This is a genomic window from Planococcus sp. 107-1 (assembly GCF_021513255.1).
GTDB lineage: Bacteria > Bacillota > Bacilli > Bacillales_A > Planococcaceae > Planococcus.
On sequence record NZ_CP090977.1, the window covers coordinates 2,345,721 to 2,369,717 of the forward strand.

19 protein-coding genes and 2 pseudogenes are annotated in these 23,997 nt (G+C 44.0%); 3 read left to right on the plus strand and 18 right to left on the minus strand.

Annotated elements, in window-relative coordinates; genetic code table 11:
- Window positions 1-6 precede the first annotated feature (6 nt).
- The 4 genes and pseudogenes from addA to L0M13_RS12335 form a co-directional block, all read right to left on the minus strand.
- Window positions 7-3,608: pseudogene (gene addA / locus L0M13_RS12325) on the minus strand (helicase-exonuclease AddAB subunit AddA).
- Complete coding sequence (addB, locus tag L0M13_RS12330; RefSeq protein ID WP_311195565.1) at window positions 3,586-6,597, minus strand: helicase-exonuclease AddAB subunit AddB; 3,012 nt, start codon at window positions 6,595-6,597, stop codon at window positions 3,586-3,588. The pseudogene addA and the gene addB overlap by 23 nt, the downstream one beginning before the upstream one ends.
- Entirely contained in the window at window positions 6,573-7,061 is a 489-nt protein-coding gene (locus L0M13_RS18600) for a hypothetical protein (RefSeq protein WP_311195566.1), read from the minus strand. Before L0M13_RS18600 ends, addB begins: the two co-directional genes overlap by 25 nt.
- Window positions 7,062-7,131: 70 nt before the next feature.
- Entirely contained in the window at window positions 7,132-7,764 is a 633-nt protein-coding gene (locus L0M13_RS12335; RefSeq protein WP_235196779.1) for a TVP38/TMEM64 family protein, read from the minus strand.
- Window positions 7,765-7,911: 147 nt separating this feature from the next.
- Between L0M13_RS12335 and L0M13_RS12340 the strand changes: the two genes are divergently transcribed.
- Both L0M13_RS12340 and L0M13_RS12345 read left to right on the plus strand, forming a co-directional pair.
- Window positions 7,912-8,604, plus strand: a complete 693-nt coding sequence (locus L0M13_RS12340) for an AzlC family ABC transporter permease (RefSeq protein WP_235196780.1) — start codon at window positions 7,912-7,914, stop codon at window positions 8,602-8,604.
- Window positions 8,604-8,912 (plus strand): AzlD domain-containing protein, encoded by a 309-nt coding sequence (locus L0M13_RS12345; RefSeq protein WP_235196781.1) that lies wholly within the window; start codon window positions 8,604-8,606, stop codon window positions 8,910-8,912. Before L0M13_RS12340 ends, L0M13_RS12345 begins: the two co-directional genes overlap by 1 nt.
- Before the next feature lie 39 nt (window positions 8,913-8,951).
- Here the strand turns inward: L0M13_RS12345 and L0M13_RS12350 are convergent, their stop codons facing one another.
- The 12 genes and pseudogenes from L0M13_RS12350 to hpf all read right to left on the minus strand — a co-directional run bounded on the left by L0M13_RS12350 (window position 8,952) and on the right by hpf (window position 22,076).
- A complete protein-coding gene (locus L0M13_RS12350) occupies window positions 8,952-9,209 on the minus strand; it encodes a CsbA family protein (protein ID WP_235196782.1) in 258 nt (85 codons plus the stop codon).
- Between the two features lie 11 nt (window positions 9,210-9,220).
- Window positions 9,221-10,264 (minus strand): PDZ domain-containing protein, encoded by a 1,044-nt coding sequence (locus tag L0M13_RS12355; protein WP_235196783.1) that lies wholly within the window; start codon window positions 10,262-10,264, stop codon window positions 9,221-9,223.
- Window positions 10,265-10,459: 195 nt separating this feature from the next.
- Window positions 10,460-11,566: a trans-sulfuration enzyme family protein gene (locus L0M13_RS12360; RefSeq protein ID WP_235196784.1), complete on the minus strand. Its 1,107-nt coding sequence runs from the start codon at window positions 11,564-11,566 to the stop codon at window positions 10,460-10,462.
- A gap of 13 nt (window positions 11,567-11,579) precedes the next feature.
- Window positions 11,580-12,158 (minus strand): peroxiredoxin family protein, encoded by a 579-nt coding sequence (locus L0M13_RS12365; RefSeq protein WP_235196785.1) that lies wholly within the window; start codon window positions 12,156-12,158, stop codon window positions 11,580-11,582.
- 129 nt (window positions 12,159-12,287) lie between these two features.
- Entirely contained in the window at window positions 12,288-13,667 is a 1,380-nt protein-coding gene (locus L0M13_RS12370; RefSeq protein ID WP_235196786.1) for a murein hydrolase activator EnvC family protein, read from the minus strand.
- Window positions 13,668-13,709: 42 nt separating this feature from the next.
- Window positions 13,710-14,594 carry a permease-like cell division protein FtsX gene (gene ftsX / locus L0M13_RS12375; protein WP_235196787.1) on the minus strand — a complete coding sequence of 295 codons (885 nt, stop codon included), beginning with the start codon at window positions 14,592-14,594 and terminating at the stop codon, window positions 13,710-13,712.
- Window positions 14,584-15,270, minus strand: coding sequence for a cell division ATP-binding protein FtsE (ftsE, locus tag L0M13_RS12380; RefSeq protein WP_235196789.1), 687 nt, complete (start codon window positions 15,268-15,270; stop codon window positions 14,584-14,586). Before ftsE ends, ftsX begins: the two co-directional genes overlap by 11 nt.
- Before the next feature lie 274 nt (window positions 15,271-15,544).
- On the minus strand, window positions 15,545-15,886 hold the full coding sequence (gene cccB / locus L0M13_RS12385; RefSeq protein ID WP_235196790.1) for a cytochrome c551: 342 nt from the start codon (window positions 15,884-15,886) through the stop codon (window positions 15,545-15,547).
- 48 nt (window positions 15,887-15,934) lie between these two features.
- Window positions 15,935-16,807: a YitT family protein gene (locus L0M13_RS12390; protein ID WP_235196791.1), complete on the minus strand. Its 873-nt coding sequence runs from the start codon at window positions 16,805-16,807 to the stop codon at window positions 15,935-15,937.
- Between the two features lie 682 nt (window positions 16,808-17,489).
- A pseudogene (gene prfB / locus L0M13_RS12395) lies at window positions 17,490-18,590 on the minus strand (peptide chain release factor 2).
- 111 nt (window positions 18,591-18,701) lie between these two features.
- Window positions 18,702-21,218, minus strand: coding sequence for a preprotein translocase subunit SecA (gene secA / locus L0M13_RS12400; RefSeq protein WP_235196793.1), 2,517 nt, complete (start codon window positions 21,216-21,218; stop codon window positions 18,702-18,704).
- Window positions 21,219-21,494: 276 nt separating this feature from the next.
- Window positions 21,495-22,076, minus strand: a complete 582-nt coding sequence (gene hpf / locus L0M13_RS12405; RefSeq protein WP_235196794.1) for a ribosome hibernation-promoting factor, HPF/YfiA family — start codon at window positions 22,074-22,076, stop codon at window positions 21,495-21,497.
- A 126-nt stretch (window positions 22,077-22,202) separates the two neighbouring features.
- Here hpf and L0M13_RS12410 point away from each other — a divergent pair, with 126 nt between their 5' ends.
- Entirely contained in the window at window positions 22,203-22,907 is a 705-nt protein-coding gene (locus tag L0M13_RS12410; protein ID WP_235196795.1) for an SDR family NAD(P)-dependent oxidoreductase, read from the plus strand.
- A gap of 36 nt (window positions 22,908-22,943) precedes the next feature.
- Here L0M13_RS12410 and L0M13_RS12415 read toward each other — a convergent pair whose 3' ends face one another.
- Both L0M13_RS12415 and L0M13_RS12420 read right to left on the minus strand, forming a co-directional pair.
- Window positions 22,944-23,285, minus strand: coding sequence for a PilZ domain-containing protein (locus L0M13_RS12415; RefSeq protein ID WP_235196796.1), 342 nt, complete (start codon window positions 23,283-23,285; stop codon window positions 22,944-22,946).
- Window positions 23,286-23,317: 32 nt separating this feature from the next.
- Window positions 23,318-23,917: a ComF family protein gene (locus L0M13_RS12420; RefSeq protein WP_235196797.1), complete on the minus strand. Its 600-nt coding sequence runs from the start codon at window positions 23,915-23,917 to the stop codon at window positions 23,318-23,320.
- Window positions 23,918-23,997 lie beyond the last annotated feature (80 nt).

Genomic DNA, 23,997 nt, shown 5'->3' on the forward strand with positions numbered 1-23,997 from the left:
ATCCTCCTAAATCTTTACTTCTTCGCCTGATGAAAACAAGTACAGCAGGCGTTCTTTAATCGGAATCTTCAATATCGCTTCAACTGCTTCTTGATAGACCGATAATTGAATCTCATAGCGTGCCGACATTTCTTTCGGCACATCTGAAATTTGGCTTACCCGATCTGTTTTGTAATCGAGCAGGACCCATCCATCCTCTTCTTCAAACAAGCAATCGATAATCCCTTGAACAATTTGGTAATCGCCTTCTTCATCTTTTTTAGCATATGTGAAAGGAACTTCTCTTTTGATATTCAAAGCATTCGAAAGGCGCTTGGCGATCTCACTTTCGTAAAATGCTTCAACATCTTTGACCCTGATCGCTTTTGCCTCGTCAGCGGATAAAATTTCTCTGCCTACCAAAGTATCGATAAACGATCTGATTTCAGCAGCCCCCATCTTCTCTTCGAAAGAGATATGCTGCATAACCGCATGTACTGCTGTTCCAATATCTGCAGCAGATAGCCGCTTATCTTGCATGAAATCCGGCCGGTGCATAATTGTTTTTTGAGCAGGGGCATTCGACTGGATGAACGATTCCGGTTCATCGGATCGTTGAAGCATCTGCAGCCGCTTCATTTCGGAAACCGATTGTTTTGAACGTTTTTCTACAGCGTGCATATAGGGATAACGATAATCAAAACGGGAGTTAATCTCTTCCGTATAATCTTTCTCATCAGCGGTGATCTGCAGGAGTTCGTCCAAATCCAATATGGCAGGCACGAGCGTTTGTGACTCGATTATGTTTAGCTGAAAACGCGAATGATGGGGCAGCATACTTCCTGAACTGCCAATCTCTTCTGTGATATCCGGGTGCCGGGAAAGTGCCGGTCCGATCCAATCGAGATAACCCTTTGCCCGGGAACGCATAAAGTCAGGCAATTTTAAATCAGAAGATGATACTTTCCATTTTTCGATCGTCTTCCCGATATCTTTAACAGAAGCGGTTAAGTAAAGGCGTTCTTTTGCCGCGTCATGGCTACATACAATACGCGCATTTCTTCCGCTTTCATCTGAAGCTGCTTCATTTCCTTTACAGCCAGAAACGGCAGCGACGTATATTCAATGCGCGTATCCGGGTTTACGGCTTTAACCGCCAACCCATAGTCCTGGTCAAATAAATAGGATTTATGGAAATCCATTTCATTAAATTGGCGGCCGGTCCCTGCAAAAAACACTACGGGAAACTCCAGCCCTTTCGACTTGTGGACGGTCATAAGGCGTACGACGTTCTCCTTTTCACTTAATGACTTTGCAGTTCCGAGATCGTCGCCTCTTTCCCGCATCCGGTCGATAAAACGCAGGAAGCGGAATAAGCCACGGAACGATGTTTTTTCATATTCAAGCGCCCGGTCATGCAGCGCCCGCAAATTCGCTTGCCGCTGCTTGCCGTTCGTCATGGCGCCGACCATTTCATAATAGTTTGTATCGAGATAAACTTGCCAAATCAATTCGGCGAGCGACCCGCCGAGCCAGATTGCGCCAATCTTCCAATTGGTACATGAACCTTCTTAATTTTTCTGCAGTTGCTGGATGAATGCCGGATCCTCCGCGGATAAAAATTTTCAACGCTTCATAGAAAGATGCTTGCGGAGCCTCTAGACGGATGGCAGCGAGTTCATTTTCCTTAAGGCCGATAAACGGCGAACGCAGAACTGAAACGACAGGTACATCTTGATACGGATTATCGATGACCCTCAGCGTATTCAGCATGATCATCACTTCCAACGCGTCAAAATAGCCGCCGGACAGTTCCGCATATAAAGGAATGCCTGCCATCTTGAATTCGTCCACAAAATCTCCAGACCAAGTCATCGAACGCATGAGCACCACAATGTCACTGTATTCCAATGTCCGCTGCGTCTTTTTCCACGGATCGTAAATCTGAGTTTCTTTTTCCATCAATTCCCGGATTTTGCCCGCAATATAACGGGCTTCCCATTGTGATTTCAACAGCTCATCTTCCGGCTCTTCTTCCGTTTCCGGCTCATGGATCAGCGTCAGTTCTACAGGGACTTCCTGTTCGGGATAAGGTGCCTGATGTTTTAACGCAGCTGCTTCGTCATAATTGATTTCGCCCACGCGTTCACCCATGATTTGAGAAAAGATGTAGTTTGTACCATCAAGCACTGCCTTGCGGCTGCGGAAATTGGCATTCAAATCGATTCGCATGCCATTCTCGCCGCCTCCTTTCGCAAAACGGTTGTACTTGCCAAGAAACAGCATCGGTTCAGCCAACCGGAAACGGTAGATGGACTGTTTTACATCTCCTACCATGAACAAGTTGCCATCTTTTTCACTGCCTGATTTGACCAATGAAAGAATGGTTTCCTGCAGCATATTGGTATCTTGGTATTCATCCACCAAAACTTCTGCAAACCGCTTGCGGTAATCTTCTGCAATGGGTGAAGGTTTGCCGTCTTCTAGCAGGATTTGAAGCGCATAATGCTCCAAATCGGAAAAATCAACGATGGCACGTTCAATTTTCAACGCCTTATACTGTGCTGCGAACTGTTTCGTCAAATCGACTAATGTCCGCATCAAAGGTGCCATTTCCCGCATTTCATCGAGCAAGCGGTTTGGGGTGCGCATGAAATAGGAATCGAAAACGCCATTGACGATTTTCTTTACGTCATTCCGGCGCTTTTTCGCTTCCTCTGCAAGGGCGGGTCGCAGCTATCTTTGCGGATGGTAGCCGCTTTTCCCCAAGTGAATTTTTTGCTGAAATGATAGAGGCTCTCCCAAGACTCCTCCAATGCGAAAATGGCCTGTCTGACAAGCTCACCGTCCATATCAAATGTCTCTGCAAGCAAATGGGGGCCATCCGGTTCAAGTGTCAGCTGCTTTCCTTCGTGGATCAACTGAAGCGCCTCTTCTAAAGCATGATGGATGGTCATTTTCAAGTCATCGATAAACGGCAGTTCGTCGATAGTAGATCCACTTGGCACATCGTATAATTCTGGGACCTTATCAAGCCATTGCTCAGGGGATGGATGCACACGCGAGTAATCATATAATTTGCTTAGCAGCACTTCCATCGCCTGGTCGCTTCTGTCAGAAGTGAAGCTGTCAGCCAACCGGTAAACCGCATCTTCCTGGTCGCCTTCATAAGCCCGTTCAAGCACCGCTTCCAATACATCATCGCGCAGCAAAGCCGCTTCGGTCTCATTGGCAATACGGAATCCGGGATCGATTTCCAATAGGTACGCATATTGCTTCACCACTTGAAGGCAAAATGAATGCAGTGTGGAGATCTGTGCTTTATTGATCAAACGCAATTGTTTCCGCAAATGCTTCGATTCCGGATTTTCAGCAACCGCTTTTTCCAAAGCTGCCGACATCCGGTGGCGCATTTCTGCAGCTGACGCGTTTGTAAAAGTCACGACCAGCAATTCATCAACGGAGACCGGATTTTCTTCTGATAAGACCCGCTCAATCATCCGATTGATCAAGACAGCTGTTTTACCGGATCCAGCCGCTGCTGAAACCAGCATATCCTGCCCTTTTGCCCAGATGGCCTGCCATTGCTCATCTGTCCAAGTCGCATCACTCGGTTTGATCGGTATCATCTGCAATCGTCTCCTTTCGAATCAATTCAACAGCCTTATCAGGTGATAAAGCCGGTAATTTCCGGAAATTCTGTTCCGGATCGGTCGGATCGAATTGGCAAATCGACCGGTAGGAACAAAATTGGCAAGGGGTATCTTCTTTTACTTTATAAGGGGTAATTTGTGTATCTCCATCAAGGATTCCATTACCCGCTGCTTGGTGCTTATTGCGGACAAACTTCCGGATTAAATTCATGTCCTCTTTCAAAACAGTTTTTGATTGGGATTTTGAAATGACGCCTTTCGTATTCATGCGCACCGGAATAATATTGGAGAACCCATCTATTTCATTGTCCATCGCATGGATCACTTCCGGGTCCTCCACTACCAACCCGTTCATTTTAAAGGACCGCGCCAATTCTTCTTCCAACTCTTCTGCTGTCATCAATTTCGTCAACTTCAACATCGGGTTGTGCATATGGAAATAAAGCACGCCCGCCGGTTCAGCTTCCGCTCCGAGCCAGCGCTCTGAATGGGTCAGAGCTACATCTAAGTAAGTGAACGTTTGAAGCGACAATCCGTGGTAAACATCCCCTAAATCCAATCCTTGCTTAGAAGATTTGTAATCGACAACGCGGATATAAGGTTTACCGTTAATATCTGTTGAGTCAATCCGGTCAATGCGTCCACGGACATTCATTTTCCGTCCGCGTTTCAAGTCGATAGCGAGTGGAGGAATTTGCTCTTTCGGGCCAAAGCCGACTTCAAGCGCTACCGGTGAAAAGCCTGTGACTTTTGCATGGCGGCTCAACATAAATGCCGTTTGGCGGATAATCCCTTCCAATTTGTGCTGAATGTAGCGATATCTATGGGAACTGATTAATATATGATTGACAAAATAAGGTGAAAGTTGATCTAGTGCATTTTTAGCCATTTCCCGGCATTGTTTTTCTGTCAGTGAAGACCACGAGACATTCAAGCGGTTTACTTCATCTGAAATCCATTTGATCGCTGCATGGAAAAGATCACCCATTGCCGGCGCCGCTAATTTATACTGGCTGCGTTCTTCTAAACGGAGGCCATACGTAACATAATGCGCAAAGGCACAGCCATAATACGTCTCCACTCTTGAAACACTCGATGCAATTGGTGTGCCATATAAAGGTTCAGCGATATCTTCCCTTAATTGTTCCGCAATATTCGGCTTCAACGGTTCCAAAATCCGTTCAATGACCGATGCCCATAGAGGATCCTGTTGATAATAATGGAGGACGGCCCGCCATTCAGGCGATATTTCGCCGTTCCGCAGTTGGGAAGTCAAATAAGACAACGTCGCCCGTGGATGAGAAATATAAGAGAGATGGGATACTTCTTTCAATTCTTCCGGATCGATGACGGCCGGAGTCAATTCGATAGAAAGCATATCACGGAGCTTCTGAATATAAAGTGAAGGCAAGAGCGCTTTCCCTTCTTCGTCGGCAATTGGATAGGATACCGTCAAATAATCGGAAGAAGATGTGAATGTCCGATAAGCCATATACGTTTCATCCATTAGCCGCATTTTCGAAGTCGGAGCCAGTTCAAAGCCGATTTGGGCAAACCATTCCCGCTCTGTATCGGTAAGCAGCCCTTCTTGTTCGACGCGCTGAGGCAAGATGCCGTCATTGGCGCCGATCACAAAGACCGATTTAATATCCATTAGACGGGCCAAGTCCATTTTGGACACCGTCACTTGGTCCAATGAAGGAGGAATGCGCGAGAATTCCAATGTTTCAAATCCTTCATCCAAAATTTTCAATGCAGCCCCTAACTCGACTTCTTTATCGCCGAACATTAAGACGAACTGGTCTAAAACAGTGGTCCATTGTGTCCACGCCTGTTCATGTTCAGTTGCCGACAGCAAGCGGTGTTCTGTCTCTTCTCTGTTTTTCAGGGCTTGCAGTTTTTCATAGATATGCATTTGCTCGATAAAGACATATAAAGTTTCAGCAATGTCTCTGCCGGTACGGCACCGCTCCAAATCGTCTTTCAACTGAAGCAACGGTTCCCTTATCAAATCCCGGACTGCATGCAGTTCCATTTGAGCAGCTAGCTCCTCGTCCGTTTGAATACCTGTATGGAATTCAAGTCCGCGATATTTTTTATAGAACCAGCGCTTCTCTTCAAACCAGCGCTCTCCATAAATGCCATTGGCAATGACGAAGTTTTCAAGAATGTCGCTTCGTTCCCGCCATTTAGAGACACTGCCTTCCGGAAAGAACAAATCGGTCTTTACTGCTCTAAATACCGGTTCGTAGGAGAAATTCGAAAGTACCGCTTCTAGAATCGACCGATTGAATTCGATGAGCGGATGATGCAGCATGGACTTTTTTCTGCTGATAAAATAAGGGATCTCATATTGCGGGAAGACCGTATTGATCAATTCATCATAGACTTCCGGCTGCCGGTATAATAAGGCAATGTCCTGGTAGCGCAGTCCGTTCCGAACCTGATCACGAATTTTACGTGCGACGGCATGCATTTCTGCGCGCCGATTCGAAGCCTCGATCAATTCGACGTTCCCTTCAGAGACGGTTGTGCGCAAAGGAAAATCATCGAAATGCTTTTCCAAATGCGCCAATTCACGATTATTATATCGCCGCTGTTCTGTCATATAAACGGGCATATCGATATCTACCGCTTCAGCTTTTGCCAATTCGGTCAACCGGCGTGCAGTATTCGCCGACTGAAAAAAAAGATCCTGTTCGTCCTCTGGATTCGAATGGTCATCCATTGGAAGTGCAATGGTCATATTCTTAGCGTATTTCATGAGTTCTGTCAGTATTTCGTATTCACGTGCTGTAAAATTAACAAAACCATCGATATAGATGGTTGAAGTTTTAATCATTTCCGAATGCTTAATGCGTTCTGAAAGCATAGCTAAATGCCCTTCAGAATCTACAAAAACCGTACCAAGCCGGCTTTCAATTTCCGAAAGGATCAGTTCTAAATCCGAAGCTTTATCAAGCAAGGTTCGCGGAGCCCCGCTTCAGCCAATGTATTGCGGATTCCAGTCAATTCGCCGCAATCTACGCAGTATCTCGAGAATTCTTTCACTAGCTGTTCAATCTGATCGGTAAAGCCTCTTTTTCCGGCAGCTCTCCGGAATAACTGAAACTCTTCTTTATGTTCTTCCAATAAACTGCGGATCAGCATGCGATAGCCGAATGTATCCACTTCTCTTCTGCTGATGCCGCCTACTTCCTGGAGCACTCGCCAAGCTAGGCGTTTAAAAGTCACGGCTTGTGCACGGATCATGCCTTGCATGCCATATGCTGATGAAAGCCTATACTCGGTAGAAAATGACATTTGATCCGGTACAATGAAGAAAATCGGATCGCCGTCAGCCTGCCGTTTTAATTCATCGGCTATTTCTTCTTGGATGAATCGTGTTTTTCCGGAACCCGCTCTTCCGTAAACAATTCGTAATGCCATTATTTAACCTCCAATAAGAACGTTTGTTCTAATTATATAAGAACTTGGCCATATTTGCCATTCCCAACTGCTATTCCACTTTGCTGCTTTCACGGTCTTTCTTGGCTTGCCGGAAGTCTGCTTCCACTCGCTTGTTCAATCTTTTCTCAAGCACCTTTCCGATAACGTAGAGTAAAATAATCACTACTATAACGACAGCTGTCCGTATCGGTTGAGTGAATAATGCACGGATATCATAGCCTACATAAGAAATCATAAAGACCATCACAAATTTCCCGGCCATCAGCGTCAACAAATAATAATGGCGGCTGATATTAGAAAGGCCTGCCACTAAATTTACTAATGCAGATGGTGTGAAAGGAAAACAAAGTAATAAAAAAAGCGGGCCGAAGCCATTTCGTTCAACCCAATGAATCAGCCGCTGGACACGCTCATGTTTTGTCATGAAATTCATAAAGCGTGCACGGCCATATTTCCGGATAATCAGAAACACCACATAAGATCCTGCTACTGCCCCGCCCCAAGAAATTAAAAATCCAATCCATAAACCATAAGCTGTCGCATTCGCGAACACAAAAACAAACAAAGGAAGAAACGGAAGAAATGCTTCAAAGAAAGGCAGCAAAAATCCGATCAACGGACCAAAAGCCCGATAAGATTGGGTCAATTCAATAATATTTTCCATCGTAAAAAAATCAGCCATGAACTCAATCCTTTTAATTGCTTAATTTTCAAAAATCGTTTCTATTTTCAAATAATTTTATGCTATGCTTATATTCGTATATTATTTACTTTACACTCTTTCTCTTCATTTGGAAAAGAGAAATACTTTGTGCAAGGAGCGATTTGAATGGATGATCGTGGATTTGCTTCCGGGATCAAAGCAGGAACAAGCATTGCAGTAGGTTACTTCCCGATTGCCCTGACATTTGGATTGCTGGCCAAGACAACAGGCTTATCATTGCTTGAAGCTACTGCGATGAGTATTTTCGTCTATGCAGGTGCAGCCCAATACATATCTCTTTCACTAATTGCAGCGGGCGTTTCTCCGCTTCTCATTGTCTTGAACACGTTTGTCGTCAACATTCGCCACTTTCTTATGACGGCTTCGCTCAACGAAAAGATGCAGCCAGAGAAAAAATGGATAAAAGCCCTTTACGCTTTTGGGGTGACTGATGAATCTTTCTCGGTGCTTGCGACTCAAAAAGGCGGCAAGCTGCGGACTTCTTTCGGGATTGGCGTTATAGTGATCGCTTATGGCAGCTGGGTCATCTTTACTGCCGTTGGCCATTTGATTGGAGCCAATCTTCCCCACTTCCTGCAAGCGGCCATGTCCATCGCTTTATATGCCATGTTTGTCGGGCTATTGGTCCCTTCCATGCGCGGCAACCGGAAAGTAGTCAGCTTAGCGTTAATCGCCGCTTTGATTAATTCTTTCTTTTATTTCACCGGTTGGCTGACAACCGGGTGGGCGATTCTTGTTTCAACGCTGGCATCAGCGATTTTTATTGAAATCATTTCTTCGAAAGGCAGGCGGACATGATGGGCGCTTGGTATTGGTGGATGATTATCGGTATGGCGGTAGTGACTTACCTTCCACGCGCAATCCCTTTGACTTTTTTGGAAGGGCGCGAATTGCCGCCGGCCATCCAAAATGTATTGCGCAATATTCCTTATGCGGTATTAGGTGCACTCATCTTCCCGGCCATCTTTTTTGTACAGGAAAATGTATGGTTCGGCATTATTGGAGCTACTGCTGCTTTTGGAATCGCTTTTACAGGAGCAAATGTGATGACGGTGGTGTTAGGCTCAATCGCTGTACTCGCCGTTTACAGCGTTTGGTTCCTATAATGACCATTCGAATCCTTTCTTGCCTATAAAAAAACGCCGTTACTCATCTTCATGAGTTTCGGCGTTTTTTCTGCGTTGGTACATCGTTGAAGCATACCAAAACCCGATGGTCAGGGAGGCGGCATTTACGACAAATAAGAGCCAAGTATGGGTGTAACCCGCGTAGACAGCAGCTGCAATAAGCGCCACTGTCAAGATCAATGCGACTATGTGATTGAAGGTCACGCGGGTAAATAACACGACGAGCAAACCGGGCACCAATAACGATAAGAAAAATTTTGTTATCATTGAGTCCATTTGAATTCTCCTTAGTTGACCACAATTAATCCTAAACGGTGGTGATCATGACGGAAAATGACATGCTGGCGCAATCGGACTTCCCGGTTGTGATCTAAAACTTCCAACCGGCAATGGGCCGCATTCACTTGGATCGCTTCGTAGAGTTCGGTTTCATTCGAAACAGACAAGCCATTTACTTTTCGGATGACTTCTCCTTTTAACAGACCCATTTTATCCGCTGGAGAATCCGGCAGCACATCGACTATCATGACCCCCATCGACTGAGGCGTCACTGCATGGTTTCCTTGGCGTTCTTTGATTTCAAAGAATAGCGTAATTGCCAAGCGTCCTGCTGCACCTGCCACCAATGCCACGAAAGCCATTGGTTCCCACAAAAATGAACCAAGTGCCAGGACGATGATGGCGATGCCTAATTTCCATGTAAGCCCTCCGATTTTTGGGAACAGGTAAATCGGCATCGTTCTTCTTGAGCGGTTCTGGAACGCGAAAATAAAAGGCACTAACATAAACGAAAAAGAACTTTGCCCGATTGTAAATTGCGGCCAGTAAGGTGCATAAGCATCCAGTAGGCTGCCTGGAACGACAATTAGCACCGGAATCAGCCATAAGCGTTTAACATCATAGACAGCAGCCATCAATCCGCGCGAAGTATTCTCACGGCGAGGAGAAGCCGAACTTGCGCCTTTTTTCGAGATAAGAATCCCTTCGGCTATAACGAATGCGCCGGCGATCAATGCCACAGGCACCAGCCAGCCCCAATCGAGGTAGTAACCTCCATATTCAAAAATCCCAAAATCGATGGTCCAGCCATTTCGTTTAAACAGCCAGCCAAAAATAACAGCCGCCAATGCTATATAAACAAATGAACCAAAGTAGAAAAATCCTGTAACCATCATTAAGATGCTGATGAGGCTGAGTGCTACAAGCCATTCGAGCGGAACGACCAATCCAAGTGCACAAAAAACCAAGGAATAAATTAAGATAAAGACCGCACCATCTTTTAACAGCCCTGAAAATTCAGTCCATCCCCAAACGATGCGTGTCCGAAACATCTTCCGTTCTCTTTTGACACGGAAATATCCTAACAGAACTGCTGTCAACAGTGCTATGTAAAAAGCAGGGTTGATAAAAAATCTTCCTATGTCCAGTAACGCATCCATTATCACTTCTTCACACCATCCTATCACGTGCACTGTCGTTTCTTTCCATTGTACCAAAGAACACGAGGTTTCTGTAGATTTTTTCGGTTAACGGAAAGCTTGCTCTAATTGTTTTAAAAGATCTTCCTTCCCTTCAATTCCTACGGACAGGCGAACGACTTGCGGAGTAATACCGATTTTCTGTTTTTCTTCCTCCGTTAAAGCTCTGTGTGAGGTGCCGTATGGATAAGAAACGGTCGTTTCCACTCCAGCCAGTGTAGGGACAATTTTAATCCATCCTAAAGAAGAAAAGAATTTAGAGATATCCACATCTTCCGGCAACTCGAACGTGACGATTGCGCCTTTTCCGGGATACCAAACTCTCGCTTTTCCTTGCAGGAATTCTGCAATGGCTTTCGCATTTTCAGTTTGGGCTTTCATGCGCACCGCGAGCGTTTTGAGACCGCGAAGAGTCAGCCAAGCTTCAAAAGGGCTTAAGTTCAATCCTAAATTAACCACTCGTTTTTCCGCTTCATCGATTAAATCTGCATCTCCTACAAGGACACCTGCCGTGACATCACTATGCCCGCCTATATACTTCGTCGCACTATGAGCTACAAGGTTTGCCCCTTCGGCATAAGGGGTGATCGTATATGGCGTTGCAAAAGTATTGTCGATCATCACTTTCACTCCATAGCGCTGTTTTAATTGCTCCAACGCCTGAAGATTTTCTACACGCAGGAATGGATTGGTAATCGACTCACTAAAAATCAATTTAACTTCGGGAAAATCATTTAGTACCTGTTCCATTTCATCGATTTTTGTAAAATCAGCAAAATGTACTTGGATTCCCATCCGCACCAATTCTTCTCTCAAAAGATGAAAAGTTCCTCCATACACATCTTCTGCAGCCAGTATATGGTCTCCCGTTTTCACCACCGCAAGCATTCCTGCGAGTATGGCAGACATCCCAGAAGAAGCTGCTATTCCCTTTGGAGCGCCTTCCATTTCTGCAACAGATTCTCCTAAAGCATCGGTGTTTGGATTTGCTGTGCGGGAATACAAATACGTCCCGTTTCCTTCGTAATGGCCTTCCAACTCTTCTAATGAAGAAAAAGAGAAAGCGGAAGTTTGATACAACGGCATCACTTTTGGTTGGATGGAACGTTCTTTCATTGTCGAAGTGTGAACGGCTTTGGTTTCAATTGAGCGCATTTTAGCATCCCCTTTAATCCATATTGGCGATCATTTCTTTCATCATTGTTTCATTCATCGGCCCTACGACTTTATTCTGGACTCTTCCTTCTGTATCAATCATGTATGAAGTAGGGATAGTCACCGCTTGATAAAGTGTTCCTATATCGCCTTTCTCATCCATCGGAATCGGAAATGTCAGTTCATATTCCTTCACAAAATTTTGAACTTTATCAATACCTCGATCTTCAGTCGTCAAATTCACTGCTAAAATTTCGACATTATTGCCAGCTGCATGCTCTTCAAAATAGTTTTGCATGTGAGGCATTTCCGCTCTGCACGGAGGACACCAAGTCGCCCAAAAATTCAAGATCACTTTTTTTCCTTGATAATCAGAAAGTTTTACTTTTTCGCCTTCTAAAGTGGTAAGTTCAAAATCCGGAGACAATTCTCCTTTTGCCAACCCTTCCTCCGTCGGAAGAAAATCGACATCGCTGCCTAGAGCCATATTATCAAATTCATCTTTATTTTCAAGATTCGATTTCACGATCCCTGCAACTGCAATTCCGATCATACAAGCAATGAGCAGTAATCCAATCATTTTTTTAGACATTTACAAGTCACCTCATTCATCTTTCATCATACGATAAATTGACCCCGCTTGTTCCACTTCTGTCTCCATAATTTAAATCATTTTGGCATAATAAAAAGCCGGCATCACTTGACGATGCCGGCTTTGGTATTAAAGTGAGATGTAATTTGCAGGGTTGACTGCATTCGTGCGTCCACCATTCCATGGACCTACATGGATTTCGAAATGCAAATGCGAACCAAATGAACGGCCTGTGTTACCCATTGCGCCGATGCTCTGCCCTTGGGAAACAGATTGTCCGACTGATACGCCAATTGAACTCAAGTGAGCATAAACTGTAGCATGAGTTTGTCCATTGAGAGAATGGGTAATGATAATTACATTCCCGTAGCCGCCCATTGAACCGGCATATGAAACAAATCCATTAGCAGAAGCCATAATATTCGTTCCGACACTATTTGCAATGTCTACGCCTTGGTGGAACTCAGGGCCTGAACCGATATCTCTCCAGCCAAACTTAGAGGTATAACGGCCCGAAGTTGGATTGATGAACCCTGAACTTTTTGCTGGCTGTGCTGCCGGTGGTGTATATGCCGGCGCTGCTGGTGCAGCCGCAGCATTAGCCGACTTCGCACTCGCAGCCACTTTGCGTGCCGCCGCTGCTCTAGCTTCAGCCGCCGCTTTTTCTTGTGCTGCTCGTTCAGCAGCTAATTTGCGTTGGCGTTCTTCTTCAGCTTTACGCGCTAATTCAGCAAGTCTTGCCTGTTCAGCCGCGATTTGCTTTTCCAGATCTGCACTGACATCAATGGTTTCTTCACGTTGCTTTTCTAATTTTGCTTTCTCGTCAGCTAAACGTTTTTGTTCAGCTTCAAGCTTTTTAACTAAACCTTTTTGCTTCGCTTTTTGTTCATCCAAAGATGATTTCAAAGAAACCAGTTCAGCTCGGCGCTCTTCTTGTTGAGCAAGTTTTGTTTCGACTTCCGCTTTCTGTTCAGCTAGAAGCTGTTTGTCTTCCGCTTGTTCACGCATGATTTTACGGTCAGCGTCGATCAATGTATTCACGGCAGAAAAACGGTCAATGAAATCGATAAAGCTGTTAGCACCTAGCAGTACATCTATGTAATCTACTGATCCTCCGCTTAATTGAATCGCACGTGCACGTTCTTGCAACAACTCGGTTCTTTCTGCAATTTTGCGCTCAAGTTCTTCAATAGAAGCTTTTAATTCTTCGATTTCATCTTTAGTAACACTGATTTCGCCTTCGACACTTGCGATTTTCGCTTCAGTTTCTTGTATTTTGCCATTCAATTCTTGAATCTGCGCCATGATTTTTTCTAATTCGGATTGATTTACAGAGATTGCTTCAGACTTTTTGTTGATCCCTGAATTCAATTCACTTTGTTTTTGTTGGGCTTCTTGCTGTTTTTGTTCTAATTCACTTAGTTTATCTGCACTGGCTGTAGGCATGATTAGCGATACAGCAAGTATAGAAGATAACCCAGTCAACATCCATTTCGACTTCGACTTCAAGTTCGTGTTCCCCTTTCGGATTTACGTTCTCTTCTCTCTGTCTTAAACACGCAAGAATTTACGTATTGACATAAAGCTTCCCCAGATTCCTATAAATATGCCCATCAATAAGATTAATGCGCTCACTTGATAGATGAATGGAGAGAATTCCAATAGCTGGAATATTTCATTTTTCAATCTTGGTTCTGCATAAACAGTAACGTTATAGTACAACGCAGCTACCAGGCCAATCGGAATAATAGATCCTAATAACCCTAGCCACATGCCTTCTAAAATGAATGGAATCCGTACAAACCAGTTGGTCGCACCCACTAATTTCATAATTTCGATTTCATGGCGTCTTGCGACGATGGTGATTCGGATTGTATTGGAGATCAAGAACATCGCTGTGAACAACAATGCAAGAATTAATACAAGACCCACATTGCGGCCGGTATTCAAAACATTGAATAATTTCTCAATCTTTCCTGCTCCAAACTCCACTTTTTCGATTAATTCAATCTTAGAAATTTCACCTGCGACTTTTTCAGTCTGCTGTGGATCTGTTGACTTCACATAAAAAACATCGAACAGCGGATTGTTTTGTTCGTAAAGGCTGAAATCATCTCCAAAGTTCAGGATTAGATCTGTCAATTCCTCTTCTTTAGTAGAGAATTCCACCGATTCAACCCCTGGCAAAACGCTGATTTCGTTTTCCAGCCGATCAATATCTTCCTGGCCTGTCTCTAATGCGATAAATACTTTCATTTCCACGTCGTTCTCAACATCATCCGCTACTTTGTTCAAGTTCATCATGATTAAAACAAAAACACCGACAAGCAGTAACGTTACTGTTACAGCACTTACTGATGCAAAGGTCATCCAGCCATTACGGCCAAGGCTTTTTAAGCTTTCTCGGAAATGGCGTGCTAATGTTCTAGCCTTCATAGCCGTAATCACCTCCGGCTACGTCTCTGACGATCAATCCGCCTTCAACGGCGATTACGCGGTGTCTCATTGAGTTTACAATCTCCCGGTTATGGGTCGCCATCAGGATTGTTGTACCGCTTTTATTGATCTGTTCAAATAATCTCATGATGTCCCAAGAAGTTTCAGGATCTAAATTCCCAGTAGGCTCATCTGCAATAACCACTTTCGGTTTATTGACGATTGAACGCGCGATTGAAACCCGCTGCTGCTCCCCACCCGATAGTTCTGTAGGAAACATTCGTGCTTTATGTTTTAAACCTACTAAATCCAAGACCTTTAATACACGCTTGCGAATTTCTTCCGGTTTTTCTTCTATTACTTCTAGCGCAAACGCGACGTTTTCGTATACGTTCAATTTAGGAAGCAATTTAAAATCCTGGAAGACGACGCCGATCTGGCGGCGAAGCAACGGTACTTTCGAGTTCTTTAATGTAGCAATATCAATGCCGTCTACGAACATTTGGCCAGAGGTTGGACGTTCTTCCCGATACATCATCTTGATAAATGTCGATTTCCCCGCTCCACTCGGACCTACTACATATACGAATTCACCTTGGTCGATCTCAACGTTCATTCCGTTAAGTGCCACAATGCCGTTCGGATACTTTTTGTAGACATTTCTCATTTGAATCATTTACTAACCACCTATATATATTAAGAGTTTCCCTAAACCTTAAGTTTCCCTGAAAATTTCTAGCAGACTCATTATAACACCTTAAACCTCTTTTTTTATTACATTTATGTATCAATTAAAATTCAATATGAAATATTTTATGGTTTAATAGTAATGCCTTTTTCTAGAATTACACATCAAAATAGTATCATTTTACTTAATTTTATTGCATTTTTGCATTGAGAGATAGTTGTGACATTTTTGTGAAATAGAAAAAACCGGCTTTTCAGCCGGTTCATTTCTTCTCTGATAACCATTTTGCAACTGCATCTGCTTCTTCGCCTTCAATGATATCCGGTGGCATAGCACCTTGACCGTTATCGATAACTCCACGAATTTCTTCTTCTGATAACCGTGCACCGACGTCATTCAAAGCTGGGAAATTGCCTGCGCCTTCCAAGTTTTCACCATGGCAAGAGATGCAATTTTGTTGTACAACTTGCTCGGGATCCACTGAAGATTCTTCTGAGCTGCCGCTATCTGGCGTTTCTGCTGGCTCACTTGATTCTTCTCCTCCGCCGCAAGCACCAAGAACCAGTGCTGAACCAAATAATAAAGCCATTAATTGCTTTTTCATACCGGGTCCCTCCTCGCTATTTTACCTACCTACTAGAGTATACCAAAGTTATGCCCGTTTGAAACCTTCTCCAAGAACCTCTGCAGCATCTGACACGATAACAAAAGCTGTCGGATCAATAATTTTCACCAAGTTCTTTAGGCGCGTGAACTCCGTCTGATGGACAACGACCATGATCATCGGCTTTTCTGCTTCCGTATATCCTCCAGTAGCCGATAACTTTGTAACGCCGCGATCGATTTCTTCATAAATAGCGTCTCGGATTTCTGCCTGCTTATTCGTAATGATATAAACTAATTTCGATCTGCCAAATCCGACTTGGACTAAATCGATTGTCTTGGTTGTTACGTATAAGCCGATCAATGCATATAATCCTTTTTCAATATCGAAGACCAAAGCAGCCGCAAGCACGATCAGTCCATCAATTAACGCAACGCTCGTCCCGAGCGTCAAACCTGTATACTTTGTAATAATTTGAGCGGCTAAATCAGTTCCGCCTGTAGAGGCTTGTCCGCGAAAGACAATCCCCAGTCCTAGCCCTACCATGATTCCGCCAAACAGAGACCCGAGCAACGGATTCATTGTCCAAGGCTCCCATGATTCCGTCATGAAGACAACGAATGGAAGGAAGATGGTTCCCACTGCTGTTTTCAAACCAAAATTCTTGCCGAGCAAAATGACTCCGGCGATAAAAAGTGGAATATTAAATGCCCATTGCACAAAGGCCGGCTTCCAATCGAAAACACCTTTTAAAATGGTACTGATCCCACTGACTCCTCCTGATGCCACTTCATTCGGCAGCAAGAATACATTAAAAGAAATTGCTACAATGGCAGATCCCAAAATGACACTGGCATATTCTAAAATTACACTAAGAATTGGATGCGGCTCTTTTCTATTTCGTTGATTTTTTTTCCCCATTAAACTTTCCTCATTCCTACCTAATCTCGAGTTCAACCCTGTCAGAGTATAACAAAGCTCCAGCAAATTGTGAACTTCATCAAGGTAAAGAGAAAAACCTCCACTACGCATATGTTGCGTGGTGGAGGCTTCGTTATAATTATGCTGGATTTTCTTTAAGTGGCAATGATAAAAGGCGGCTCCGCTTTTCTTTGTCCAGTCTCCGGCAGCCAGATTCTTGGGTCATAAGCCAATCTGGCTGTGTTGCTGAAAACACGCCGCTTCGCCAGCCCGTCTTATGCCCGGCAAATCTACATGGCTGCCTGCGCTTTTCTTACTGGCTAGACTCCAACGGCCAGCCCCTCAAGGTCATAAAACCCTTCACTACGGAAATCAGGATTTCCTGCGTGAAGTCTCTTATACCTGTCGGGGCTAGACGGCCGGTTCCGCTTTTCTATTGTCCAGCTTTGCCGCCAAGCCGCTCGAGGTCGCTTCAGTCTTCTCGAAAACGGCTAAAATCCGCCATTTCCGCTAAGACTTCCAGCGCTTGTCGCGGCTGTCAAGGCGGCTCCGCTTTTCTTTGTCCAGTCTCCGGCAGCCAGATTCTTGGGTCATAAGCCAATCTGGCTGTGCTGCTGAAAACACGCTGCTTCGCCAGCTCGTCTTATGCCCGGCAAATCTACACGGCTGCCTGCGCTTTTCGTTATTGCATTTTAGAACGCAGCAGTGAGTTGATGAAGCCGTCGATATCTCCATCCATCACAGCTTGCAGGTTCCCGGTTTCGTAATTTGTTCGGTGGTCTTTGACCATCGAATAAGGATGGAAAACGTATGAGCGAATCTGGCTGCCCCAGCCGATTTCTTTTTGTTCTCCGCGTATTTCAAGAAGTTGTGCTTCCTGCTCCTGGATTTTTAATGCGTAGAGTTTCGCTTTCAACATCTGCATCGCTTTTTCACGGTTTTTGATTTGAGACCGTTCTTGTTGGCAAGTAACCACTGCCCCTGTCGGCAAGTGCGTGATTCGGACAGCAGAATCTGTCGTGTTGATGTGCTGCCCGCCTGCACCGCTTGCCCGGTACGTATCAATTTTCAAATCTTCTGTACGGATATCGATTTCGATTTCCCCTGTAAATTCCGGCATGACTTCACATGAAACAAACGAAGTATGGCGGCGGCCAGAAGAGTCAAATGGGGAAATGCGGACTAAACGATGAACGCCTTTTTCCGCTTTCAAATAGCCATACGCATTATGCCCTTTGATGCCCAAAGTCACCGATTTCACTCCAGCTTCATCTCCGGCAAGGTAATCAAGAGTTTCTACTTTAAATCCACGTTTTTCAGCCCAGCGCGTATACATGCGCAAAAGCATCGAACACCAATCTTGCGACTCAGTCCGCCTGCTCCTGGATGCAATTCTAAAATGGCGTTATTCTTATCGTACGGTTCGCTTAATAGCATCGTTAATTCGTAATCGCTTAATTCTTTCCTAAAGGTCTGCATTTCACCGCTGATTTCTTCATGCAATTCTTCGTCATTTTCTTCACGAAGCAGTTCCAGCGTCATTTCTAAGTTTTCCTGGGTTTCCATGAAACGGTGGTACGTATTGACGATTTCTTTTAATCCATTTAATTCCGAAATGACCGTTTGGGCCGAATCTTGGTTATTCCAAAAATTCGGATCCAACATCATTTCATCCAATTCCTGGATTCTGGCTTCTTTGTTTTCTAAGTCAAAGAGACCCCCTAAAGTCCGCCAATTTACTGGCTGATTTATCAAGTTCGTTGCGGATGTCTGCTAATTCCATCATTATATGTTCCTCCTCAAAATAACACCGAAGAGCAGATGCTCTTCGGTCCTGTGGCTTGCTTATGTTTAATCATTTCAACTGCGCTCTGTTGAAAGAGCGGCGTCTTTTTTAAGCTGTTGCGCCATGGCAGTTTTTAAACTTTTTGCCGCTGCCGCATGGGCAAGGTTCGTTGCGCCCTACAGCCATGTCATTGCGTACTGGCGCTTTTTTCTTTTTCGGTGCCGGTCCGTCTTCTTTCGGGTTGACCGCTTGGCCTTTCGCTACTTCTTCGCGCTCAAGGTTATTGCGGATTTCCGCTTTCATTGCATATTTTGCAACATCTTCTTCAATCGATAAGACCATTTCCTCGAACATCGCAAATCCTTCATTTTGGTATTCACGAAGTGGATCATTTTGGCCATAAGCACGCAAGTGAATTCCTTGGCGCAATTGGTCCATTGCATCGATATGATCAATCCATTTCGTATCAATTGAACGAAGCAAAACAACTTTCTCAAATTCACGCATGCGTTCAGAAGTCATTTCTTCCTCTTTTTCATCATAGCGTTTTGCAACTTCCGCTTTGATAAAATCGATCAATTGTTCTTGAGTCTTCCCTTTTAAATCATCAACAGTAATGGTGTTTTCCGGCAATAAATTCGCTGAAGCCACATCCACTAGCGATTTGTAGTTCCAATTCTCAGGGTTCTCTTCGGAGGTATGCGCATGGACCATACGTTCGATAGAGCCATCAAGCATACGCTCTACTAATGCACGCATGTTCTCGGTCTCAAGGACTTCCATACGTTCCTTGTAGATAATCTCACGTTGTTGGCGCAAAACGTCATCATATTGAAGCAAGCGTTTCCGCGCATCGAAGTTATTCCCTTCCACGCGTTTTTGAGCAGATTCGACTGAGCGGTTGACCATCTTAGACTGCAGCGGCTGCGAATCGTCCATTCCCAGTTTGCCCATCATATTGCGCATTGCATCCGAACCGAAACGGCGCATCAAATCATCTTCTAATGAAAGATAGAATTGCGTCACACCTGGATCTCCTTGTCGGCCTGAACGGCCTCGGAGCTGGTTATCGATGCGTCGGGATTCATGTCGTTCCGTACCGAGAACTGCCAATCCGCCCGCTTCGATTACCCCTTCACCCAGTTTAATATCGGTTCCGCGTCCGGCCATGTTCGTCGCAATTGTAACGGCGCCTTTTTGTCCGGCATTTAAAATGATTTCCGCTTCGTGCGCATGGTTTTTCGCATTCAACACGGAATGCTTGATGCCTTTTTTCGAGAGGTAATCAGAAATGATTTCGGAAGTCTCAATTGCAACCGTACCGACTAGTACCGGTTGGCCCTTTTTATGGCGCTCTGCAATATCATCTGCTACTGCCTTATACTTACCGGCAATCGTTGCATAAATCAAATCGACTCTATCATCACGGATGATCGGTTTATTTGTTGGAATCGCAATAACGTTCATATTATAAATATTGCGGAATTCCTCTTCTTCCGTTTTAGCCGTACCGGTCATACCGGAAAGTTTATCGTACATACGGAAAAAGTTCTGGAACGTAATGGTCGCCATGGTCATAGATTCATTTTGAACTTCCAAACCTTCTTTGGCTTCGATTGCCTGGTGCAGTCCATCTGAATAGCGGCGTCCTTTCATTAAACGGCCTGTAAACTGATCGACGATTACAACTTCACCGTCTTGAACGACATAATCTACGTCTTTATGCATCGTCACTTGCGCTTTCAACGATTGGTTGATCGCATGGTTCAAGCGCACATGGCGAATATCGAATAAGTTATCGACATTGAAAGCTTTTTCCACTTTTTCAATGCCGTCTTCAGTCAACACGACGCCTTTTGTTGTTTCATCATACGTATAATCGGTATCTTTCACCAGTATCCGGGAGAAAGCATTTGCTTGCATATACAATTGCGCCGCTTTTGCCGCCTGTCCTGAAATAATCAACGGTGTACGCGCTTCATCGATTAAAATGGAGTCAACTTCATCGATAACCGCAAAGTTTAATGGGCGCTGAACCATGTCTTCTTTGTAAAGCACCATATTATCCCGCAGATAGTCAAAACCAAGTTCATTGTTGGTGCTATACGTAATATCCGCTTGATAAGCTTGGCGTTTTTCATCTTTCGTCAAGCTGTTTAAGTTTAATCCGACAGTCAGTCCCAACCACTCGAATAATTGACCCATTTCACCTGCATCGCGGCTCGCCAAATATTCATTGACAGTTACTACATGAACGCCTTTTTTTGAAATGGCATTCAAGTAAACCGCCATGGTTGAAGTCAAAGTTTTACCTTCACCTGTTTTCATCTCGGAGATATTGCCTTCGTGAAGTGCTGCCGCCCCCATAATCTGAACGCGGAATGGGTACATGCCCAACACTCGTTTAGAAGCTTCCCGAATTGTCGCAAATGCTTCCGGCAATAAATCGTCCAATGATTCACCTTTAGCAGAACGTTCAATAAATAATTCCGTTCTTGCTTTTAAAGCTTCATCTGATAAAGCTGCATATTCCGAAGCCAGCGCTTCGACCTGATCAGCAGTTTTTTCTAATCTTTTTAGGTCCCGTTTGTTCGGGTCAAATACTTTATTTAATACTCCAAGCATCTATAACCGCTCCCTGCGTAGTGTCCGGCTTTGACAAGTCCAGCCAGATCGCCTTTGCTTAATATTCTCATTGCAAATTGAATTAGTCCTTAATAACTAAAATATTCAATAGCTCTTAGTCCTTGGCAAAAATTCTCACTACTTATTTTAACACTGCAGGCAATCGCGTGCAAACTTCCTGTATGGCTTGTTAAACTGCTAGAAACAGCAGAAAATTAGTTTTTTTCTCCAATACAAAAGAAAAGCCTCTCATAACGAGAGGCTTTTTAACTATTATTATGAACTTGTTTCGATCAAACCATATGTGCCGTCTTTCCGTTTGTAAACGATATTGGTTTCATTGGATTCAGCATCTGTAAAGACGAAGAAAGTATGCCCAAGCATATTCATCTGCAATACAGCTTCCTCTTCATCCATCGGTTTTAGTTCAAATTGCTTTGTACGAACGATTGTCAAATCTTCATCGTCTTCGTCTGTATAAGAATTTTCCGCGCCATTTGAAGTTTGAGTCACTTGTTCAGCTGAAGCGAATGCCATGCCCATTCCTTCACGATCGCGGAATTTACGATTGATTTTTGTTTTGTATTTTCGGATTTGACGTTCAAGCTTTCCAATGATTAAATCTACTGCCGCATATAATTCATCGTGCCGTTCTTCTGCACGCAATACGAGATTTTTCATAGGGATTGTAATTTCCACTTTAGTTTGGCTGTGGTTAAGCGCTTTTAAATTAATCATCGCTGTCGCGTTTGTACCTTCCGGAAAGTATCTTTCGATTTTATCCACTTTCTTTTCGATGTACTCGCGGACTGCCGGAGTTACTTCGACATTGTCGCCCTTGATATTGTATTGAAGCATATGAACTCCTCCTTCTTTTGTGCTTACCTTTACATTTCTATATATCCCCTTAAGTTTCCTGCTTAAAACTAAAAAGTTTTAAGGAAGTTAAATTCAGGTAAAGTAAATCACAAGGAGATGAAGGCAATGTTTACAAATAAAACAGTAATAGTGACCGGCGCTTCCCAAGGCATCGGTCGGAGTATTGCAGAACATTTTCTAGCGAAAGAGGCTCGCGTCATCGGACTGGATATCCAAGAAAGTGAGCTGCCGGGAATGGATTTCCGCAAATGCGATGTCGGGAATTTCAAAGAAGTAATCCGAGTATTTTCAGATATCCATAAAGATTACGGAGCTATTCATATCCTGATCAATAATGCAGGCGTTTCAAAATTCACTTCGATTTGGGAGATTGAAGAACAAGATTGGGATGAGCTCCTCAACACGAATTTAAAAAGTGTATTCATTTGCAGCCGCGAAGCTGCGCGCTATATGACGGATGATATCCGATCAATTGTCAATATGGCCTCAACACGCGCATTTATGTCAGAACCGAATACCGAGCTTTACTCTGCTTCAAAAGGAGGGATTTTTGCACTGACCCATTCGTTGGCAGCTACTTTAAGCGAAAAAGGGATTCGCGTAAACTCAATTGCCCCCGGATGGATTCACACTGGGGAAGAAGAACTCCGGAAAGTTGACCATGAGCAGCATTGGAGCGGCCGCGTCGGCAAACCTGATGATATTGCCCGTGCCTGCCTTTTCCTATCAAATCCTGAAAACTCTTTTATCACCGGCGAATGCCTCAATATCGACGGCGGGATGACCAGAAAAATGATTTATGAACATTAAAAAAACTGCCGGGCTCGTTTAAACGCCCGGCAGTTTCTATTCCAGTTCCAAATAGGCTTTTAATTCGCTATTGATCAGCATTTCTTTAATCGGATCTTTGTGGAATTCCATGCCATACATCCAGCCTTCTGTCGTGCTTTCTTTCCATAACAGAAGGGCTTTTAAATGAATTTTTTCGTGGTTTAAAGTGAACTCGACATCGATTTCTTCTTTTATTTTTTCTAATTCCTTCTCCAAAAAGAATTTTCCGCCTCGCGGAGAGACATCAAGCAAAAGTCCATAATGCTCAGGCCTTTCCCCCGGTTCATTTAAATGGATGATCAATTCTTGCGGATGGCCAAACGCATACCGATAATGTTCCTGCCTGTTATAAAACATTTGCATCCCTCCAAAATGTTTTTGAATCCCCATTACCCGCGAATCAAGCAAAACAATTCGATTTCATCCGCACCTGCATCTTTTAACACTTTTGCCGCATGGCGCATCGTCGTCCCTGTCGTATAAAGATCATCGACTAAAATAATCTTTTTCGGCACCGTTTCTCCATTCCAATGAAATAACGGAGACGAAGCCATTCTTTCCATTTTCGACTTTGTGCCTTGGACATCTTCGTTCTTTATTAAAAAATGATGGAACGGGAGCCTCGCTGACTCCAGCAGCGAATCAACTTGGGCAAAGGTCCGTTCTTTCAATTTTTTCGGATTCATCGGAATCGGTACAATCACCGCGTCCACTTTGGCTAAAGCATGATTCATTTCCTTTGCAAAAACTTCGGATAGAATAACATCTTGCAAAAATTTATATTGATGGAAATAAGATTGCATCCCTTCATTGTATCGATATAAACATCGCCCTTTTGCTATTAGTCCTGCATATTCAGTCTGTTCCCAATACATACAATCTGCACAAACCCCTTCCCCAGAGGCATCGCAGTACAAACAAGTGTTACCCGTGATGCTTTCAAATTCTGCTTTGCATTTCGCGCAAACTGCTTCGTCCAAATCATTCATAAACAAACTTCTCCAGGATGCCTGCATGGGCAGCTTCCTGCTGCATAAGAGGCAATTCATGAAATGGTCTTTCTATTATA

Excerpts from the sequence above, each read along its gene's own strand:
- L0M13_RS18600 (WP_311195566.1), bottom strand. The coding sequence starts at position 7,061 with ATGGCATTACGAATTGTTTACGGAAGAGCGGGTTCCGGAAAAACACGA.
- L0M13_RS12335 (WP_235196779.1), bottom strand. The coding sequence starts at position 7,764 with ATGGCTGATTTTTTTACGATGGAAAATATTATTGAATTGACCCAATCT.
- L0M13_RS12340 (WP_235196780.1), top strand. The coding sequence starts at position 7,912 with ATGGATGATCGTGGATTTGCTTCCGGGATCAAAGCAGGAACAAGCATT.
- L0M13_RS12345 (WP_235196781.1), top strand. The coding sequence starts at position 8,604 with ATGGGCGCTTGGTATTGGTGGATGATTATCGGTATGGCGGTAGTGACT.
- L0M13_RS12350 (WP_235196782.1), bottom strand. The coding sequence starts at position 9,209 with ATGGACTCAATGATAACAAAATTTTTCTTATCGTTATTGGTGCCCGGT.
- L0M13_RS12355 (WP_235196783.1), bottom strand. The coding sequence starts at position 10,264 with ATGTTTCGGACACGCATCGTTTGGGGATGGACTGAATTTTCAGGGCTG.
- L0M13_RS12360 (WP_235196784.1), bottom strand. The coding sequence starts at position 11,566 with ATGCGCTCAATTGAAACCAAAGCCGTTCACACTTCGACAATGAAAGAA.
- L0M13_RS12365 (WP_235196785.1), bottom strand. The coding sequence starts at position 12,158 with ATGTCTAAAAAAATGATTGGATTACTGCTCATTGCTTGTATGATCGGA.
- ftsX (WP_235196787.1), bottom strand. The coding sequence starts at position 14,594 with ATGAAGGCTAGAACATTAGCACGCCATTTCCGAGAAAGCTTAAAAAGC.
- ftsE (WP_235196789.1), bottom strand. The coding sequence starts at position 15,270 with ATGATTCAAATGAGAAATGTCTACAAAAAGTATCCGAACGGCATTGTG.
- cccB (WP_235196790.1), bottom strand. The coding sequence starts at position 15,886 with ATGAAAAAGCAATTAATGGCTTTATTATTTGGTTCAGCACTGGTTCTT.
- L0M13_RS12390 (WP_235196791.1), bottom strand. The coding sequence starts at position 16,807 with ATGGGGAAAAAAAATCAACGAAATAGAAAAGAGCCGCATCCAATTCTT.
- secA (WP_235196793.1), bottom strand. The coding sequence starts at position 21,218 with ATGCTTGGAGTATTAAATAAAGTATTTGACCCGAACAAACGGGACCTA.
- hpf (WP_235196794.1), bottom strand. The coding sequence starts at position 22,076 with ATGCTTCAATACAATATCAAGGGCGACAATGTCGAAGTAACTCCGGCA.
- L0M13_RS12410 (WP_235196795.1), top strand. The coding sequence starts at position 22,203 with ATGTTTACAAATAAAACAGTAATAGTGACCGGCGCTTCCCAAGGCATC.
- L0M13_RS12415 (WP_235196796.1), bottom strand. The coding sequence starts at position 23,285 with ATGTTTTATAACAGGCAGGAACATTATCGGTATGCGTTTGGCCATCCG.
- L0M13_RS12420 (WP_235196797.1), bottom strand. The coding sequence starts at position 23,917 with ATGAATGATTTGGACGAAGCAGTTTGCGCGAAATGCAAAGCAGAATTT.